We start from the raw sequence: 17,305 nt of genomic DNA, 5'->3' as shown, positions 1-17,305 counted from the left end.
TATATACCGATCTTATTTATTGATTGCACGCCCCAAGCGATTCAAAACTGACCGCGCTCCATCCTGTATAAAATTCTCCATTTTGGGAATAACCGAAAGCAACTGTGTACGGATCTTCTTCCGTACATAAAGTGAAAACTCGTTTACCGCCTACATTTGAGCCCAAATATTTAAGAGGCATAATAGAATATGCATTCACTCCACAGTTTTTATAGCGGATCCACATTGTTTCTGGATCAAGACCAACTGTAAATTTATAGGTTTTACAGGCGGAGCATATACCGATCGTATTTGCATTTCGTTGCCCCAAACGATCCAATTCTGCTTTGGCTTTTTCATTGGCATCTGTTTTGCTAAATTTTGAAGAAAATGCCCCGGCAGCTATTTGATATGAATGTGTAGAACCTTCCAATTGGTATCCGCAATCATTTTTTCTATATATGCCGCTTATTTCATCATTATAATACACTTGATCAGCTGATTTCGAGGCATAGTTCATCTGATATTCATTGGTCTTATATGGTGCACGACCAAACTGTTCCCTATAGGTTTTTATCAGACGTCCGATTGCATCATACTCAAATCGCGTAAATAGATTGAGATGATCCAAAATATAAGTAAGCTGCCCTGAGAAAGCATCATAGACATAAGCTATAGATGAACTATTTTTGGGGTGAAAACGAAAATCATCTACAAATCCTGCAACAGTACCGGTATTTTTAGTGAATACTTTAAGCGTTGTCCCCCCTGTAACCTTGATCTCCAAATTGACTAAAGTCCAGTTTCCAGACTTCTTCGTACTGGTAGCAGACGTAATAGGAGCCACAATATCGGCTCCGCCAATGTTGTAGTATAGACCAAAATTACTATTAGCTACATTTCTGACCCAGACACTAGCCACATAAGTACGTCCCATTGTCAAACCGGATACGGGAACAGTATATTCAAATCCTGTTGCGTTAGCAGGAACCGACAGACTTTTGCTTCCCGTATGCGCAGCATTAGATGAAACTGTTCCTCCCCCTTTGGTTACCTCTCCAGATACCGTTTTACCCAACAGCTCGTCCTCAGCCCCACTGAAAGCAATTTCACTATACTTCGCAAAATTAGCTCCCGCCACAATCTTACTATTGTTATAGCCGTAACGATTGGCAGAATAATTATTATTTCTGTCATAATCTTCCAATGCCTTGGAATATACATTGTACAGGCTGTAGGCGCTTACTAACTTCCAGTAACCACTACTAAAACTAAACTGGGAGATAGGTAACACCCCCGATACCCCATATTGATCTGGTATTTCGAGAATCTCCTCCCTTTGCTTACGCCAAATATTACCATTGGTCACTGTATTTTGCTTGATGATAACTCCGTCTAAACCCAATACATCGCCTCCTTTTCCCCAGATCGTTCTGGAAGCACTAATGACCCCTAACTTATTATTATTAGCATCAACTTTATAATTCACCTGACTGTATACCTGACTTAACATATTCTTATTATTTAAGTTGATTAGCTTACTCCTCATCTCAGAATATTGTTTATAAGCAAAACCAGTTTCAGTCACAAAGTAATTTCCATAAGAATCTTTTTTGAGCACACTATCGGGCTGACCATTCAAGAAATCGAAACCTAGATTTTTCGTAGTTTCGGAGGAGTTATTGACATAGTCATTAATCGTTGATGATAGTAAAATAGAAGGGTATTGTTCTCGGGCAGTCATTATAACGTTGGAACCATCCTTAGCCGTATTATATCGTGCTTCTGCAAATCGCTCATTTATGAAACCTTGCAGATTAAACTTATTTTTCAACTCCGTCTTATAGTAATCACGGATGTCATTTGACGGTACTGCCCTTTCGGTTTGATCATATAAATACTCATTCTTTGTTTCTTTAATGAGTTTACCATCTGCATCGAAATATTTAATACCTTTGAGGTCTCCGATATTGGTAGTAAAATCACTAATTCGAAGATTTACGGCATGTACATTATGTTCTCCACCATCCTGATCTTGTAAGATCGCCCGTTTGATCATACGCTCGTCCATAACCCTATACCTATTTTCTGTATAACCTTCTTTTTGGGAATCACCATTTGGTAAAATAACCTTGTTCTGGATACGGACAGATTCATACATCACTCCCGGTCCCGGTATTTCACGTGCGTATTTAAGGATATCCTGAACCCCTCTGTTCAGGAGCTGTTTGTACATCGTCTTATATTGCTCATTTGAAGTTCCTGAAAAATCTCCTGTTTCAATATTATAAGGTAGATAAGAGGTCAGACCAGTGGAGGAATTATTCACCCTGTATTGATACTCAGTTTGATAAGTGGTATTATCGACTGTTTTAATACCAATTGTTTTTATACGTACACCGCCACCGTAATTGATCAAAGGATCAAGCGGAAGCCTGATATTACCGGCATACATAGAGGGTACATCACCCGTAAATCGAATTATGATACTATTGGTCGCACTGACATCACGACCTTCATAATAACATGTAGGGCTCCCTGAGTTTGAATAAATAGGCGCCACTGGAAATGACAATATTTTTCCTACAAAAAAACCGTTAATGACGCTTCCTACAGTATATTTTTCTTCAAAGATCTTTACATCCAACGGGAGATCAATTGCAAATCTTCGATTATCTAATCTTCTGAAAGACCTCATTGGAATGGAAACGTTTCGTTCAAAAACAGCTTTCTTAAACTCATTGCTCTCGTAATTGAGTTCAATACTACTACCTGTAGGCGAACTTATAGACCTTAAATTCCAGGCGTCAGTTCCTTTGGCAGATGTAGCGGTGACGCGTTTTGCCAAATCATCATTTAATCCAAGCAAAGTTTTATCAATATCGCCCTTATAGTATCCCCAAACATCTTGACAATCTTTGCAGTACTCGGGATTTTTCGTTCGGCGAAGTTTTAAGGCAATAGGATTTTCCCCGAACCCAGTTCCATTTGCCACAGTATAAACCTTTCCCTTTCCTCCATTTGTTACGGCTGTGATCATACCATAATAAATGGAGTTATCCTCCGCATGCTCGACCATAGTTCCAACTTCCATTGAAATCGTGGAAACAGTGGTAAATTGATTATTTGCAACTACAGTAGCGTCGAATATAGCATTATTTGGTTCATCGTAGGAAAATACAGTTTGCGGGAGGAGATTCGCTCCACCTTTTCCTTTAAATTGAATACCTGTCAAGGTTAATTTGCCATATTTTACAGTAGGTTGGTCTATCCTAAAACTATTGGGAGTATTCTTGACCAGGCTATTGTCATGTCCGAAATCAATGATACGAATGGCTTTACTTTCCAATAAAGATCGTCCGACTTCATTGACATCACCAAAATCAAGCACATTCGAAAACAGACCATTATATGAATATTTTATATCTCCCGAACTTTGCTCATTAACCAAATTAGCATCGGAATTATTTAACAGATATATTCTAGAAAGTTTTAATGACTGGGCTGAATGAGAACTAAATCCGCCGTTATTATACTCATCTTTGCCGAAAAAATTTGCTCCAGTTCCCTTACCGTCCAGTCGGACATCTTTTTCAAAAATAGCTGTATGTGTCCTGGTCCGTATTTTATTCAGGTAATATAGTTGTTTATAACCGAAACTGTACATTTGATAATTTTGGTCTAAATCACGATCTTTCCCTTCTGCGGGCGTGCGCCACAAATAATTATCGGTCCACATACCATAATCCATCGCTGTCCAATACCCCCAATCTGCTGCGTCAACCAATCCATTTCCGTTCCGATCTACGTAATCTGGCCCTGTTACTGCGGTCAATAACCAAGTATAAGCGTAGGGTTCATCTCGTGTAGTTGCTGAAAATTTAAATCCTTCTGTTGCGTTGTTTATATAATTATAAGAGTATTCACTATATGAATAAACAGGTAAAGCATAATGATAGGTCACTCCTGATTCATTGGTCACCATAAATCCACCGATTTGGCTAGCTCCTTTGCTGACGGTGGTATTATAACCGATGACACCACCATTTACCAATCTCTTAAACCCCTTGGCTGTCGTGCCAACATCGATAAATCCTTTCGATTTAGCAGCGCCACTGGAAATTTCCGCGTTTGTAAAGTATTTAATATGTTTTGAACCTATGATCTCATTCCCCAAACGATTGTCTATATTCCCCCCCATGCTAAAGGGTAAAATAGTGCGTCCACGCAGCACGCCCAACTGCATAGCTACATCGTCCATCCCTTGATCAAAAGAATTAGAAAAATCGTTCACAAATCTAAATCCAACTCCTTGTTTTATAAAGGAGTTTGTTGCAGTAGCTTTACTAAAGCTTGCTCCTGACTGGCTATTTTGCAAATGTAAAGAACGTTGATATAGGAATGGACGAATCTGTCCTCCTACTCCTTGTCCGGAAATGGAATAATTATCGTATTCAGGTAAAGTGCCTCCCAACATTTGAAAGTCCTCCGGATTATCAGCTATATTGATATTATCAGGTAAAAGTCTATAATTGTCATAATTATAATCATTCCAATAGGAATAATCGGTATTTTCGGAAAATATCGGGGCATATAAACTTCCCGAAGAGTAGACCAGAGATGTTTCATCGCTCCAATAACGTGTATTTTTGAAGGACAACCCTACACTTATTACGCCCAGGGGGATGGTTAACCCAAAACCTGAGCTATTGGTACTAATCTTTCCTGCATTTTTATTCATTACGGATCCAGTAGAACCCATAATAGATAAACTTGGTTTATTAGACGAGCTACTCATTGATGCGGACAAGAGGCTGGTCGATACCTTATCGCCGCCATTTGATTTGGCTAATGAAACACCTCCTCCCACACTTACACTCTCGAAATTTGTGTTTATACTAAGACCAGTTGACAAACCAATCCCCTTAGCGACCGCTCTCCCTGTGGAAACACTCATCCCTGTATAAACACCACCGTAAGGACCAATACCAACATCTATACCAGTACTAATAGGCCCCATATTAAAACCGTAACCCACGCTAGCGCCGACACCGAAACCTTGATATGTATCCGAGGAGAATACCAATCCGACGTTGACAGTACTTGCAAAACCAACATTTAGCCCATATTCTTTACGACTTCCGCCGGACCAATAATCTCTCCTTTTGAGGCTCACTTCACTATAATCATCTGGTAAACCAGCTACATTTCGATTGATTGCTCCAGGATTAAGCGTCCATCCCAAGCCCACCCAGGATGCTTCAACGTCAGGGCGTATACCAGCATGGTAGGACAGAGATAATGGGTACCCCCCTTCCGGTCCTGGAACCTCCAATAAGGGAACATTATAGGTAAGACTTCCAGTCAGTGGATTGACCATATCTGTCGTGTCCACTGGCTCAAAACTTGACGCTTCGGGAGCCGTTGGCCCTGCTGTCAGAGCAACCGCGATACCTGGGCTCAAAATTTCGAAAATAATGAAAATAGTAAGAAAGATAGCGATCCTTTTTGCTTGTCTATTTAGTGTAACGATAATTCCCATAAGAAAGATAGTTTATTAAACATGGTCGATATAAGGGTTGTAATTTAACTGATCAGAAGTAAACTTGAATTTAAGTATTCCAAGGTTCATTCCGAATTCTTCAATATGCAGTTCGACATCTTCCGTGATTGGAATATTGTCATCGAAGACCGCCAATAGTTCTTTGCTCCGCCCCATATTATATGTCGGCTGGTAGCTCACCATACTTGCATTATGTGATTTTCCAGAGGCTGTCAGGACTTTGATCTTGCTGTCTATACCAGATGAAAAAAGTTGTACATAGGAGCCATATTGCCCTCGAGGCAATTGAGCCAGTAAATCTCGATCATGATATGAATTATACTCCTGATAAATACGGCTAGATTCAATATAACCAATCTTTTGTTTATCAAATACAAATTGGTAGATACTTGCACATAAACAGAGGATGACTCCCCCCCATAAAAATAGGTTACTCTTCATGATTTTGATTAATTTAAAAATGGTTAAATAAGAAAGTTAACAGAGTATAACTATAAATACAATAGATACGGCATTAGAAAATAGGCTTAAATACTTTTCATTACTTGGCCAGTTCCATTAATTTAAGCTTAATTAAATATAAGAATTTAACCAAATAATATGCAAAAATATTTGCAATAAATTTTCACTTAACCAACACACTTTCCATATGAAAGAAAATGCATCATTTCTTCCAATATCACATTATTTTAAAACCCATCTTTTTTTCGCGGTATAACGACCACCGACAGCATGCAATTTTTAGTTTGAGCATCTACAGATTTTCAGATATGATATTTCCAATTGACCTTTATCTTTTGTTTCTTTTCTGTAGCAATTTTATCTGATTGGCCTGCGTCCTGATCTGTTCTGATTGTTTTACTACGGTATCGTTCAACTGGATCATCTGTAACGTCATCTCCTCGATCTTCTGTAGTAAATCTATCTGCAGATCACCGACATTAATACCATTCTGCTCCATTTGTTTTGCGCTCGGAATTCCCGGAAGGTGTTTATTTTCCTGTACGAACGTTTTTATAGAATCTAAGCTTGGAAGATCATAATCAGGTTCAAACACAAAATCTGCAGTTTTTTGCGTATTGACAAGAATGCTATGTGCACGTGCTGTGCCAACAATATCCAATTTATGTTCCGGACTTTTGGTTCCGATACCAATACGGCTCTCCGTAAAACTTCTGAAAGAACGTACTTCCGAATTTTCTTCTGACACCGGAGTCGATACGGTGAGGCCGGTAGCAAGAGTCTCAATAAAAGCCGTTTGTAACACATGAAATTTAACCTTAACGGACAAAATATTGGAAGTCGAAACCAGATGGTAAATGGGAATTCTTGAGTTTACCGCATCAAATTCACCTATTGTCCATTGTCCGGCCAGAGGCTCACTTGCGGCAACAATTTCACTACTCTGACTTAAATATGCCTGCGGAGTACCCCCATATACGATATCTATACGCTTGGTCAATACACCTCTATTCAGTTGGGTATTATAGCTACCTGTCAATTGTATTTCAATATTTCCCGCAATTGGATTACCTGTTGGCACATTAATATAGCTCACCATTTTTGCCGTTGACCCAAAAGCGATATTGAAGGACTTCTCAAAAAAATGTTGGGCTTGAACCTGTAGCGAAACCAACATTGTCAACAAAACAATAAAATAACGATTCATCATGGTTTAAATATAATTAGGTTAATAAATAGATTATTCGTTTTGGGATTCTGCTCGTATACTCATTTGTGTTTTTATTATTAATTGATATATAACAGCAAAATTCCGTTCATATTTGAATTATAAGAATGTATTCCGATCTTTGAAGAACCATCTGTTTGCGCCGGGGCTCAATTTTCTTCTACTTTTTTATTCATTGAATCTATCACCTTCTTCTGTTACTTTAAAGAAGTAAATAACAAAGAAATCACGAATAAATTTATCGGCTACAATAAACAACTCTGACTAAAAAGATGATCAATGATTGACAGGATACGGCATTACTAATTGAGCTTAATTACTTTTCATCTTTCGGCTAATCGCATTAACTTAAGCTCAATTAAAGATAATAAATTTTCGAACAGATATCATAATAATTTTTTGTTAACTATTTCCCTACTATAGACTTCAATAAACATCCTAACGATATCTATATCCTATAGCTGCATGATGCAAGTCCAAATAAACAAAAAAGCACCCGAAGGTGCTTTCATATTTACTTTTTCCGTTTGGACCATCTTCCGAGCAGTTGGCTTGTTGCGAAACTGACCAATGTTCCCAGGGCAGCTGTCAGTAGTGTTTGTAGGATATCGCCAAAAGAAATACTCGCCCACAGCGAACATAGCGTACCGCCAAGTGTACCTATGCGGATATCATTGACTTTCATCTGGTCCTCCCTCCTCTTCAATCCTGTCCTTTTCGCTTTCCTCCTTGTCGTCAATGACGGATTCAACAATACCTACACCAATAGCGAGATATTTTAAAATATCCATTGCCTTTCCCGGCAACTTAACCGGAGCCAACAGGATCACCTGCAGTGCCCGACCGATTTTATTGATTATTTTCTTCATTATTTAGTTTTCTATAAGCTGTTAATACTAAATATTTAGCCTATTATGTCCCCCATCTTTCTCCGAACGATTGTCCTGGTCTTCGAGCTATGGTCTATTTATCCTGTCAACCGCTTAACACACAAATCCGGCTGACAGATCTGTAACCAGACTTCGCCCTGCGCCATCAGGCCCAGCAATCGTTTATACAAAGCTTTGTACGCTTTCTTCGACTGATAGATTTCGTATTCTCTGGTATCCTTGATGTATTTCATCGTATAGCCCACCAATAGACAGCCGGCAGTATCGCCAAAATTGTTACCGATATGGATGTAGACATAGGAGAAGTCGGGAATTGAAAGGATCTCGATCATGCCTTTGTGCAATTCTGGGAACAGTCTCTTATACCGCGCATTCATGGCACCATACCTGTTGAGCCCCAATTTATAGCTACCCGCAGGGATCGCTGTACTGCCCTTGATCTTATAATCACGCACGGAATCCTCCAGTCCATAACAGAAAAATTCACCGTTGATATAGATTTCGGAAAGGGTGCTGTTTTCTCCTTTTTTCACGCGTTTAACGTTTACAATTGATTTCATAAGTTTTTGTTCAAGTTTGACAAAAGGAAGTCAGCGCCCGTCAGGCAGGCGCTGATTCCATCCCGGTCCGATTACCGTGCAATCAGCGAAACTGGTTCGCACCAATCCCCCGTTCCCTTCCCGTTGCGCGTACGTATGCGCACGCAATAGCGTACTCCGGGTTCCATTTCTGATAGCACATTCCCACGTGAGGAGGTCGTCAGAATGACCTTATTCCAGGTGATCTCTCCCGTACTTGCCATCGTGCCAATTTCCACCTCGTATTCCCAGGCTGCCTTAACGGGCGTAAAATCGAGACGTAGCTGTCCACTGAGGCGACCGTCGCGCAACTGTACTTTCTCTACCATTGTGGGGGTCTGCGTGCTGCTGGGTTGTGATGCCAGAACCATCCCGGTACTCAGCAGCAGCGAGAGCTGACCGTTGGCGACTTCATTGACATAATGTGCCAATGTACGGAGCGCATTCAACAGCGCGTCACGGCTCTCGTTCTTTTGACTGATCTCCAATGCGCTTCCACGGCGGCTGGCGATCTCATGCTTGGTGATATAGTCGTTGACCAGCGGTTCCAGAACCGTGATTGCCGGATTTGGCTGTGGGAAATTCGCTTGTGCCGTTGTTTCCTGCATGGCTTTTAAAATGCGGCCAGCCAGTGTCGATAACGCATAGTCAGACCAGCCCGAATAATTGCTGATTACTTTTTCTTTTCTCATTTTGTTGTCTTATAAATCATGAATAAAAATTTTACGTTCTGTTTTGGAATACGCCTGTCTTACTAAGGGGGTACCCAATGCCTTATGGATCGTCGTGTTTTCATGATTCAAAGGTGGTAGGAGAAAAGCCCAAAAAGCGATCTTTTGGGCAAGGATGGGCCAACTTGGGCAAACGCTGATCTGTCTGCCTGGCAAACTTTGGCAAAGTCCGCCATTTCGCATTTACTTTTACCCGGGACGAAATCACTTGTTCCCAGACCAACAAAGCAGCCGTGCGCAACACATACACTCCGGGCGTCCCGGTAAACACTTGCGCGCTCAACGCATTTTCTTCGGACGTTTTTTAAAACCAATGAACCGCAGGTACAAACAGGAGCCAGACGAACCAGATCGGGTCAGCGCCCAAAGGATTATGGTCACAGTCACAAGAAGATGCAAATGAGGTACTACGAAATGTGAATAGCTTAAAAGAATATACGTTGGTAATCGAAGCGATTGTTATCATTGCCGAAGCAGACAGTTGCTGCGTGCCGGCAAACACGTTTGCCACGAATGAGATTGCGTATACGGAGCAAGACAAACCGCGGTATATCGCAACAATTGTTTCGGCCTTCAATGACTTTAAAAGAAAAGAGCAAGCAATTCTACAAAGGGAGGAAGAAAATTAATCAAATGGAATAGCTAGTGCGACGGTGAACATTGATTTTGCCTGGGCAGGCAAGTAAACATTGTCGACGGGTTATAGAATTGCTTGGTGGTGTGACAGGAAATCACACGGATCGGAAGAGATTGCGGCCCGGCAGAACCAAATATCGGACCGTCACGATTTACCCTTGATCAGGCAGTACCATTTCTTGGCATCTTCCACTTCAGCCCTTATGAGCCGTACATTCCGTTTTTTAAATATGCTCGTCAATTTCTTCTGCCGCCGCAGTGCGTCCAGGGTGTTGCGGCTGATCTTAAGCTCGAGGTAAGCTTCTCTTATGGTCATGAGCTCCTCCTCAGTGTAAGTCTTTACCTGCTGTATTTCTGTGGATTCTTCCTCTGTGGGTTCCACTGCATTTTGCGCAGCCTTGCGCTCTTGTAATAGGCTCAACATGGCCAATAGCGTCTGATAGATCGCTTCACTTCTGTTTCTCATATACAATTTCAATTAGATAATTTATGGTCATATCAATCGTATCCCCATATTAGCAGGGACAATAATAATCTGGTGGCTATATAATTGGTTACCGCAACGCAAAACTTCTGTTAACGCGCTATCGCTGCCTATCGTGTTCGAAGAACGATCCGTTCTATCAGCACAGCTATTAATAAGTGCTGAGCCTCTCGCTCATATTTGTCAACAATTTCCGTACTTTCAAAATACTGCTCCGGTCCAGATCGCTATATTTTTTTCGCAGGCTCTCGTACGAAAGATGCTCTTGGTTGACCGTGCGAAATGATGTACAAACAAAGGTCAACATCTGTTTCAGTGAGCCCTGCTCGACCAGTTCCATATCCTTTAGCAGCCGCATTAGCAGCAATAACTCCCTCGAGGCAATCTTTAATGTACAGGTTTCTTTTAGACCAGCGAGCTGAAACCCTACATTTGCGATCCATACCTTATAAAACGCCAACTGATCAGCCATCCAGATCTGCCTAGCTTCTTCACTCAAGGCCGAAGTCGCCAGAAGAGACTGCAGTTCCGAGCGACCCAATAGCAAATCGGACTGGTAGCCTGCAAATTCCTTTAATAAAATACACAAGTCTGTACAGCTCTTTTCAAGCTGGATCAGCGCTTGCATCCTGCAATCGGCAGCCAGATCCCCTCGTTCGAGCGTCGCGCAATCTTCTTGCAGCGCCCCTATCGCGGCCTGTATATTGCCTTTAAACGTCACTTTTAAATTGTTTCCGCTCATTTTTAAACATATTTTTCACTTTCTTTACATAGGTTCGGCCCACCTGCTGTTCGGTACGCCCCATTATCCCGCGCAGCTCCAGCACATTTCCGCGCCTAAGACATAGTATATTCCGCTTCAACAAAATACAGTCGCGATGCACCTGGATAAAAAACTCGGGCGGCAATGCCTTATTTAGCGCACTTAAAGTCATATTGAGCACGATTCTTTTATTGCCTGAATACAGCTCCACCTGCTCACTGTCACTCTTGGGCACGAACATATCCATCTCTTCAAAGCACAGTTTCATTTTATTCTCTTTCCCCGGCAGGATCAGGCTAAACTCATCCGTTAGCTTCGGAAAGCGCTGCAGTAACTGCCCATTCGTCGCTTTTTTCTTTAATTCCAGCTTTTCAAACACCCGGTCAACAGCCCGGTCAAAGAGCTCATTATCATAAGGCTTTTCCAGATAAAATCGTATACTATCGTATGGCGATAACTTGGGGCCATAATTATCATAAGCCGAACAGCAGATGATATCCAGCTTGCCGTCCAGCTGTTCGATCAGTTCAAGTCCGTGCAGTTTTTCCATTTGCATATCTACAAATAATAGATCAGCCTGATGCTCCTCGACCTTTTGCACCACGAGTGTCGGATCCGTTCCCCACCAGACCAGATGCAGGTCATTGCGGGCGTTGATCTTGTCTAAGAGCGCTTTTAATCCCGACCGCTCGTCATCTACTGCGATACATTTCAAGATTCTTTTTTCCATCAATTTTGATAAATAATTAATTTCACGTGGTAATGATCCCCTTGTGGCCCATACTCAAATACATGCTTCCCAGGGAATAGCATCGCTAGTCTCCCTCCACAATTGATCAGTCCCTGTCCGGTTGACGGCTTGGCGCTAGCTCCCCGATCGATTGCATTGCGACAATAGAACTCCAGCCGGTTATCGAGCAGATCCAGCCGGATCTGGATCGGATCCTCTTTTTTATTTTTTAAGCCATACTTAAAGGCATTTTCGAGCAGCACAAGCAATAAAGTCGGCGGCACCTTCTGTCCCCACGACTCGCCGCTCACACAATAGTCTACCATACTATCCTTAAAGCGGTGTGCCTGTATCTTGAGAAACCAGTCTATGGCTTCCATCTCCCTATCCACCAGCACCACCGTATTTCCATTGGCAACCTGTTTCACGCAATAACGCAGCAGATCTGCCAGATACTGCATCTGACGGGCAGCGCCGGGCGCAACATCTTTGCATTCCTCTTTGATATCATTCAGCACATTAAATGTCAGGTGCGGAAAGATCTGTCCCATCATTTGTTTCAGTTGCAGGTCTTTTGCTTCCAGTTCGAGCCGGTGTCTCAACTCACTTTCCGCACGATAATCTGCCGTGGACTTTTTATAAAATACCTGCAGTACAAGCGCCGTTACCATCATCATCATGCTCAGTACCTGATTGGCGATCTGCCAATACAGCCTGTCCCGCTCCGCCAGTCGGTCCGTGCTAACTTCGAAAAGCCCCAAAAAAGGGAATACGTCAAACGCAAACCAATTGACCAGTTCGATCAGGAGCCAGACCACACTGATAAAAATCAATATTTTATACCATGGCAGCGATCTCAGGTAAAACCTATACATAAGCAATAACGAGAGATTAAAAAATACAAGCAGTATACCTAGTTTTATCAGCACAGAAACATAATCCAATGTACATTGCTGTAAATGATAATTGATCAGTAACGAGAGTACGATATAGACAGGCCATACCCGTGCCTGCACATGCAGGCTCTCCCTTGTGAATATAATTGAGTCCATCATATATTGTGAAACCACAATATATCAAACACAATTGAAACACAATAAAAACTACCTTAATAATTAAGTAAAAATTTATTTACACCATTGATTAAATAAATTGACATACTCTTGTTGCTTCAATGCATATATATGATAATTCCTTTTATCCAATAAAAAATATCTACTGTCGCCCCTATCCCGATGGATCAGCCCATACCGCTGCCGATCCTGACCTTGTACATCATTATTGATTTCATCCACATAGATAAGCCCCCGCTCAGGGAGGAGCAACCGTTGCAGCTGTGTCCATACCGTCCATTGTTGTGGCGCATGCATCAAAAATGTAGCTAGAAAACCAAATAGTGCTGTCGTGGTCGTTCGCACAAAATCAGGACGCGGCATACCGACTGGAGCTGAAATAGCGTCTCTGCTCCGCAGCACGATTTCCCCTTCTTTTCTCAATGCCAGCAACGGGTAGATCGGACATTGAAGCCGATGGGCCAAAGCGGCTACCCCGCCCGGCACGTAAATATGCTGCCCCAAAAAGGTGATCTCCACAAGATTTTTGGCACTTGCAGTCCCCGTTCCTGTAAGCCCATCCGCATAAATCACGAGTTGATAGCCGGCCCGCACCAATCTGTAAATCTCTTTGAGCGCAGCCGCTTCACCCGCATTGAGCAATTTAAAGCGACCTTCCTTTTCCCCCAGCTGCATCTGTTTCATCAAGTTGGGATAACGTGAATCCCAAGTGGACCGTACCTCGTCCCCCACCAGCAGGGCAAATTTAATTTTGTCACGCAGCAGCAAATAATTGATCAATTGATATGCCCCAAAATGAAATGTACAGATAATGCCATGCCGTCTCAGCAGTTTAGCGCTTAAATATCCCCAACCAGTTATCGGCAGCGGAAATTCCCCGTCCATAAATAGCACATCCAAGGCGTTTAACGCATTGTTTTCACGAAACTGAAGATACAGCTGCCAGTGTCTGTCCCAATCCAGCAAAGGCATAAAGTGCTTTAGATTGGCGCTGAAATATGCATAGGCATTTACAGACTCCACTGTCCCGTTTGTCTCTTTCAGTTGCTTTTTGATATGCTCCAGTTTTTCAGTATACAATTTTATACACTTCATAAGATACTCCTATATTAGTTGTCCATATTTTCCGGCAGCCTGATCAGCAGTCAGGCTACCGGAAAATGCGCGGCACTTGTTTAAAACATATCCAGTCCGGGCAAGACGACATCGCAGATATCAGTTTTCAATACGGTCATTGCGACGAGGGTCATTGCATTGCCGGCTGTCAGTGTCTCTCGCGACAATACATTTTTCACCAGCTTTTCCCATTGTTGTGGTTCATGAACATTTACTTCTTCTTTCATTGTTCTGTAGATTACGATTAGTTAAAAAAATAGCGCTGCGCAGCGACGTTGTTGATAGATCTACAATGCGAACATAAGCAGGAATGCAAAAAAATGGATGAAATAAAAAACTACGACATTCTCCTCGGGGTGAATGGCAAATTTTCCAGAAAAATAGCACCTATGTCACGCTTTTTTACTGCTTTTAGGGACAGTTCCATTCCTCTTAACATGGTCCTCCGAATGAACTGTCTCCCCTGTCACTTGTGCAAAAAACAAAAGATCATTTTATTAGCCCCCTTTGTCGCTATTGAATAGCGAAGTGCCGTATCAGAAAAAATTGGGACCCCAGCAATACATACAACCTTAATGCAATGAAAAGAATGTTTACCTACTTTGAAAAGTACCATACACTGAATGACGAACCAAAGGAACTCCTGCAGCATTTTGGCAGGATACGCCAGTACCGAAAGGGTGATTTTTTTAAACAGGAATACGAACCCATCGAGAAATGGTGCTTTGTCCTGGAGGGGCTTGTCTCCAAGGAACATATCAATTCAGCCGATCAGCTTGTTATTGAGCGGATCTGCGAGCCCGGAGCCTATTTTACCGGCACCAAGCATCTATTTTCCAAGTCGAGCGAGCCTGTCGCGGTACATTTCCTTCGGGATACGACACTCTTTGAGATCCGCAATCAATACTTTCAGGACATGGTCGAAACATTCCCGGGTTTAAAAGCCATTTACCATATCCTTACCCAGCACAAGCTAAACCATGCTGTCCGCCATCAGCATACCATTCACGCCCTGCGGGCGGAGGAACGGCTCCATGACCTATACCTGTACCGTCCGCAGCTGATCAAACTGTTGACCGTGGACCAGAAAAAAGCATTTTTGGGAATCGCCAACAATACGGCATACTATAGAGCAAAACGTTACCTCGAAAAAAGAATAAAATAAATTGACATGTTGTACGAATCGTACAAGTTTAGGAAAGATGGCTGATTTAAATTTGTAGTAACAATACGGATAACAGGAATCACCCAGACGGCTGGTTTCCAGGAAGCTGGCCGATCATTATACAGGATCCCTCGATAGCATACTGTGAGGCAAAACCGATATGCGCAACAAAAATATCAACAATTTAAAACAAAAGTTATGAAAACTTTAAAATCAAAACTAATTGCTGGTGTATCAGCATTTTTAGTAGTATTCGGCGTTGTTTTCGCAGTAGACGCCATGGAAAAGGATGTAGAAAAAAAGGTAGAGAAGAAAGTAATTACCGAACAATGGTTCGATTATACCAGCTCCTCTACCAATCCCGCGGACTATGATCTTCCCGGAAATTATCATCTTTCCTCTAACCCTTCTACGGGACAAAATTGTCTAAGTGGAAATGATATAAGGTGTAAGATCAAAGCACAGCCATCAGCTACAAATCCTGATCAGCCAGATATGGACACTGTGGTCGAATTCCAAAACAGGAGACTATAAAACAGTTTGCTACTCATTCTGTTCCATACCGTTATTTATAATAACCTGATATGGAATCTTCAAAACATACGAACTGATCCTTTCAGGTTTCAGTTCGTATGTTTTACCTTTAATAGTCCTTACGATCTTTCCAATAGACCTTCCCTCAAGCACATACCGCCTTAGGTCAGACCACCTCACCCCTCTGAACGGGAGTTCTTTACGGCGTTCGTCCAATATAAGATCCAAAATATTACCCCTATTTTCAATTGGAATAAATTCCATCGAATTGTCCCACCTTTTCTTCAAAAGATCGTTCAACATATAGGTTGCCTTTTCAAGCTCATTACTACGGGCGTAACATTCTGCAATGATCAGACAGAGTTCATCCGCTGCCATTCCGACAAAATATCCCAGGTCACCATCATAGCTTCCTTTAAAACTAAAAGCTAACGGTGCGGTACTAACATCGTAAAGTAACGATCGCCGGAGATCGGAAGAAGCATACATTGCATATAAATCTGGCGACACCCTAGAGAGACTCTTAGGCTGGTCAAAGGTTGTACAATGAAAAATCACCTCTTGGTTAAAACGGTCAAACGGATACAGCGAAGCAGAGGAAAGTTCGTTATAATCCATTAAACCTTCCGTCATGCCCAATGCTTTCTGGGCATGATCCATTGCATTTCTATAGTCGGCAATGCTAAGATATATCCTTGCCAACAAAGCATGGGCAGCACATTCGTCAGGCAAGGTTTTATATTTTTGATTTTTGGACAACAGCTGACTTGCTTCGGTCAGATCGGCTAAGATCTGGTCATAACATTCTTTTACAGTCGCCCTTTTCACCTTTTCATTGATATCGGCTGATAGTTTGAGCACGATACCGGGATCAGTCCCTTCCGCTCCCACCCTAAATGGTTTTGCAAATAGCTGTATCAAACTATAAAAATTCAAGCTCCGAAAAAACAATGCCTGCCCCTTGAGGTTATTCCACTCGCCAATATCAGTTTCATCTTTTTTAATGAGCTCAAGAGTTTCGAGCGCAACATTACAATAAAACACATTCGCGTAGCTCACAGACCAATCGTTAATTTCAGAGATTAGTACATCCGTCTCCCAAATATAGGAAAGGCCAGTTGTCATCGTTGCTACTACACCGTATCCATCATCTGTAAGAAAATAATCATCTGTAATGACTTCTTGAGTACCAGTATAATTCATATTCATCCGACTATTGTTGTTCAACAGCGAACGTACATCTTCAAGGGTAGAGGGAACAACAATTTTTTTATTGGGTTCCATATCCAGGAAACTATCTGAACAGCTTCCCATAAAAATCACTATACACACCAGTGTACATGTGATCAAAAAAAATATTTTTTTCATATCTA

General features: G+C 41.8%; 18 protein-coding genes. 3 read left to right on the top strand and 15 right to left on the bottom strand.

Features of this window, described 5'->3' with window-relative positions; translation table 11 throughout:
• Positions 1–16: 16 nt before the first annotated feature.
• The 8 genes from B4G94_RS27900 to B4G94_RS27865 form a co-directional block, all read right to left on the bottom strand.
• Positions 17–5,521, bottom strand: a complete 5,505-nt coding sequence (locus B4G94_RS27900; RefSeq protein ID WP_286863394.1) for a DUF5977 domain-containing protein — start codon at positions 5,519–5,521, stop codon at positions 17–19.
• Between the two features lie 15 nt (positions 5,522–5,536).
• Entirely contained in the window at positions 5,537–5,983 is a 447-nt protein-coding gene (locus B4G94_RS27895; protein ID WP_286863393.1) for a hypothetical protein, read from the bottom strand.
• A gap of 349 nt (positions 5,984–6,332) precedes the next feature.
• Positions 6,333–7,214, bottom strand: coding sequence for a hypothetical protein (locus tag B4G94_RS27890; RefSeq protein WP_286863392.1), 882 nt, complete (start codon positions 7,212–7,214; stop codon positions 6,333–6,335).
• Between the two features lie 532 nt (positions 7,215–7,746).
• Positions 7,747–7,917, bottom strand: a complete 171-nt coding sequence (locus B4G94_RS27885) for a hypothetical protein (RefSeq protein ID WP_286863391.1) — start codon at positions 7,915–7,917, stop codon at positions 7,747–7,749.
• Positions 7,904–8,101: a hypothetical protein gene (locus B4G94_RS27880; RefSeq protein ID WP_121125300.1), complete on the bottom strand. Its 198-nt coding sequence runs from the start codon at positions 8,099–8,101 to the stop codon at positions 7,904–7,906. Before B4G94_RS27880 ends, B4G94_RS27885 begins: the two co-directional genes overlap by 14 nt.
• Positions 8,102–8,199: 98 nt before the next feature.
• Complete coding sequence (locus B4G94_RS27875; protein ID WP_286863390.1) at positions 8,200–8,682, bottom strand: DUF5675 family protein; 483 nt, start codon at positions 8,680–8,682, stop codon at positions 8,200–8,202.
• 71 nt (positions 8,683–8,753) lie between these two features.
• Positions 8,754–9,188, bottom strand: coding sequence for a fibronectin type III domain-containing protein (locus B4G94_RS27870; RefSeq protein ID WP_286863389.1), 435 nt, complete (start codon positions 9,186–9,188; stop codon positions 8,754–8,756).
• A 304-nt stretch (positions 9,189–9,492) separates the two neighbouring features.
• Positions 9,493–9,714, bottom strand: coding sequence for a hypothetical protein (locus B4G94_RS27865; RefSeq protein ID WP_286863388.1), 222 nt, complete (start codon positions 9,712–9,714; stop codon positions 9,493–9,495).
• 133 nt (positions 9,715–9,847) lie between these two features.
• Between B4G94_RS27865 and B4G94_RS27860 the strand changes: the two genes are divergently transcribed.
• Entirely contained in the window at positions 9,848–10,060 is a 213-nt protein-coding gene (locus tag B4G94_RS27860) for a hypothetical protein (RefSeq protein WP_286863387.1), read from the top strand.
• 152 nt (positions 10,061–10,212) lie between these two features.
• On the opposite strand, the gene B4G94_RS27855 is transcribed toward B4G94_RS27860, so the two are convergent.
• From B4G94_RS27855 to B4G94_RS27830, 6 genes are all read right to left on the bottom strand, one after another.
• Positions 10,213–10,533: a hypothetical protein gene (locus B4G94_RS27855; protein ID WP_286863386.1), complete on the bottom strand. Its 321-nt coding sequence runs from the start codon at positions 10,531–10,533 to the stop codon at positions 10,213–10,215.
• Positions 10,534–10,702: 169 nt separating this feature from the next.
• Positions 10,703–11,293: a hypothetical protein gene (locus B4G94_RS27850; RefSeq protein ID WP_286863385.1), complete on the bottom strand. Its 591-nt coding sequence runs from the start codon at positions 11,291–11,293 to the stop codon at positions 10,703–10,705.
• Positions 11,262–12,044 carry a LytR/AlgR family response regulator transcription factor gene (locus B4G94_RS27845; protein WP_286863384.1) on the bottom strand — a complete coding sequence of 261 codons (783 nt, stop codon included), beginning with the start codon at positions 12,042–12,044 and terminating at the stop codon, positions 11,262–11,264. The genes B4G94_RS27850 and B4G94_RS27845 overlap by 32 nt, the downstream gene beginning before the upstream one ends.
• Positions 12,044–13,099 (bottom strand): sensor histidine kinase, encoded by a 1,056-nt coding sequence (locus B4G94_RS27840; RefSeq protein ID WP_286863383.1) that lies wholly within the window; start codon positions 13,097–13,099, stop codon positions 12,044–12,046. Before B4G94_RS27840 ends, B4G94_RS27845 begins: the two co-directional genes overlap by 1 nt.
• Positions 13,100–13,171: 72 nt before the next feature.
• Complete coding sequence (locus tag B4G94_RS27835; RefSeq protein ID WP_286863382.1) at positions 13,172–14,212, bottom strand: hypothetical protein; 1,041 nt, start codon at positions 14,210–14,212, stop codon at positions 13,172–13,174.
• An 80-nt stretch (positions 14,213–14,292) separates the two neighbouring features.
• Complete coding sequence (locus B4G94_RS27830) at positions 14,293–14,460, bottom strand: hypothetical protein (RefSeq protein ID WP_286863381.1); 168 nt, start codon at positions 14,458–14,460, stop codon at positions 14,293–14,295.
• A 353-nt stretch (positions 14,461–14,813) separates the two neighbouring features.
• Between B4G94_RS27830 and B4G94_RS27825 the strand changes: the two genes are divergently transcribed.
• Both B4G94_RS27825 and B4G94_RS27820 read left to right on the top strand, forming a co-directional pair.
• The gene (locus B4G94_RS27825) at positions 14,814–15,398 is read left to right on the top strand and encodes a Crp/Fnr family transcriptional regulator (RefSeq protein WP_286863380.1); all 585 of its coding nucleotides are present in this window, start codon (positions 14,814–14,816) and stop codon (positions 15,396–15,398) included.
• Between the two features lie 198 nt (positions 15,399–15,596).
• Positions 15,597–15,932 carry a hypothetical protein gene (locus tag B4G94_RS27820; RefSeq protein ID WP_286863379.1) on the top strand — a complete coding sequence of 112 codons (336 nt, stop codon included), beginning with the start codon at positions 15,597–15,599 and terminating at the stop codon, positions 15,930–15,932.
• A 9-nt stretch (positions 15,933–15,941) separates the two neighbouring features.
• Here B4G94_RS27820 and B4G94_RS27815 read toward each other — a convergent pair whose 3' ends face one another.
• On the bottom strand, positions 15,942–17,300 hold the full coding sequence (locus B4G94_RS27815; RefSeq protein ID WP_286863378.1) for a RagB/SusD family nutrient uptake outer membrane protein: 1,359 nt from the start codon (positions 17,298–17,300) through the stop codon (positions 15,942–15,944).
• Positions 17,301–17,305 lie beyond the last annotated feature (5 nt).

The sequence above is a fragment of the Sphingobacterium sp. UBA7625 genome (assembly GCF_002484085.1).
In the GTDB taxonomy this organism is placed as follows: Bacteria; Bacteroidota; Bacteroidia; order Sphingobacteriales; family Sphingobacteriaceae; genus Sphingobacterium; species Sphingobacterium athyrii.
Note: the sequence above shows the minus strand (reverse complement) of the source record. Positions and strands in the feature narration are given on the sequence as shown.

What these genes read in the sequence shown, in the direction of transcription:
- B4G94_RS27895 (WP_286863393.1), bottom strand. Translation starts at nt 5,983, where the DNA reads ATGAAGAGTAACCTATTTTTATGGGGGGGAGTCATCCTCTGTTTATGT.
- B4G94_RS27875 (WP_286863390.1), bottom strand. Translation starts at nt 8,682, where the DNA reads ATGAAATCAATTGTAAACGTTAAACGCGTGAAAAAAGGAGAAAACAGC.
- B4G94_RS27890 (WP_286863392.1), bottom strand. Translation starts at nt 7,214, where the DNA reads ATGATGAATCGTTATTTTATTGTTTTGTTGACAATGTTGGTTTCGCTA.
- B4G94_RS27835 (WP_286863382.1), bottom strand. Translation starts at nt 14,212, where the DNA reads ATGAAGTGTATAAAATTGTATACTGAAAAACTGGAGCATATCAAAAAG.
- B4G94_RS27830 (WP_286863381.1), bottom strand. Translation starts at nt 14,460, where the DNA reads ATGAAAGAAGAAGTAAATGTTCATGAACCACAACAATGGGAAAAGCTG.
- B4G94_RS27840 (WP_286863383.1), bottom strand. Translation starts at nt 13,099, where the DNA reads ATGATGGACTCAATTATATTCACAAGGGAGAGCCTGCATGTGCAGGCA.
- B4G94_RS27900 (WP_286863394.1), bottom strand. Translation starts at nt 5,521, where the DNA reads ATGGGAATTATCGTTACACTAAATAGACAAGCAAAAAGGATCGCTATC.
- B4G94_RS27885 (WP_286863391.1), bottom strand. Translation starts at nt 7,917, where the DNA reads ATGAAAGTCAATGATATCCGCATAGGTACACTTGGCGGTACGCTATGT.
- B4G94_RS27880 (WP_121125300.1), bottom strand. Translation starts at nt 8,101, where the DNA reads ATGAAGAAAATAATCAATAAAATCGGTCGGGCACTGCAGGTGATCCTG.
- B4G94_RS27820 (WP_286863379.1), top strand. Translation starts at nt 15,597, where the DNA reads ATGAAAACTTTAAAATCAAAACTAATTGCTGGTGTATCAGCATTTTTA.
- B4G94_RS27815 (WP_286863378.1), bottom strand. Translation starts at nt 17,300, where the DNA reads ATGAAAAAAATATTTTTTTTGATCACATGTACACTGGTGTGTATAGTG.
- B4G94_RS27825 (WP_286863380.1), top strand. Translation starts at nt 14,814, where the DNA reads ATGAAAAGAATGTTTACCTACTTTGAAAAGTACCATACACTGAATGAC.
- B4G94_RS27845 (WP_286863384.1), bottom strand. Translation starts at nt 12,044, where the DNA reads ATGGAAAAAAGAATCTTGAAATGTATCGCAGTAGATGACGAGCGGTCG.
- B4G94_RS27850 (WP_286863385.1), bottom strand. Translation starts at nt 11,293, where the DNA reads ATGAGCGGAAACAATTTAAAAGTGACGTTTAAAGGCAATATACAGGCC.
- B4G94_RS27855 (WP_286863386.1), bottom strand. Translation starts at nt 10,533, where the DNA reads ATGAGAAACAGAAGTGAAGCGATCTATCAGACGCTATTGGCCATGTTG.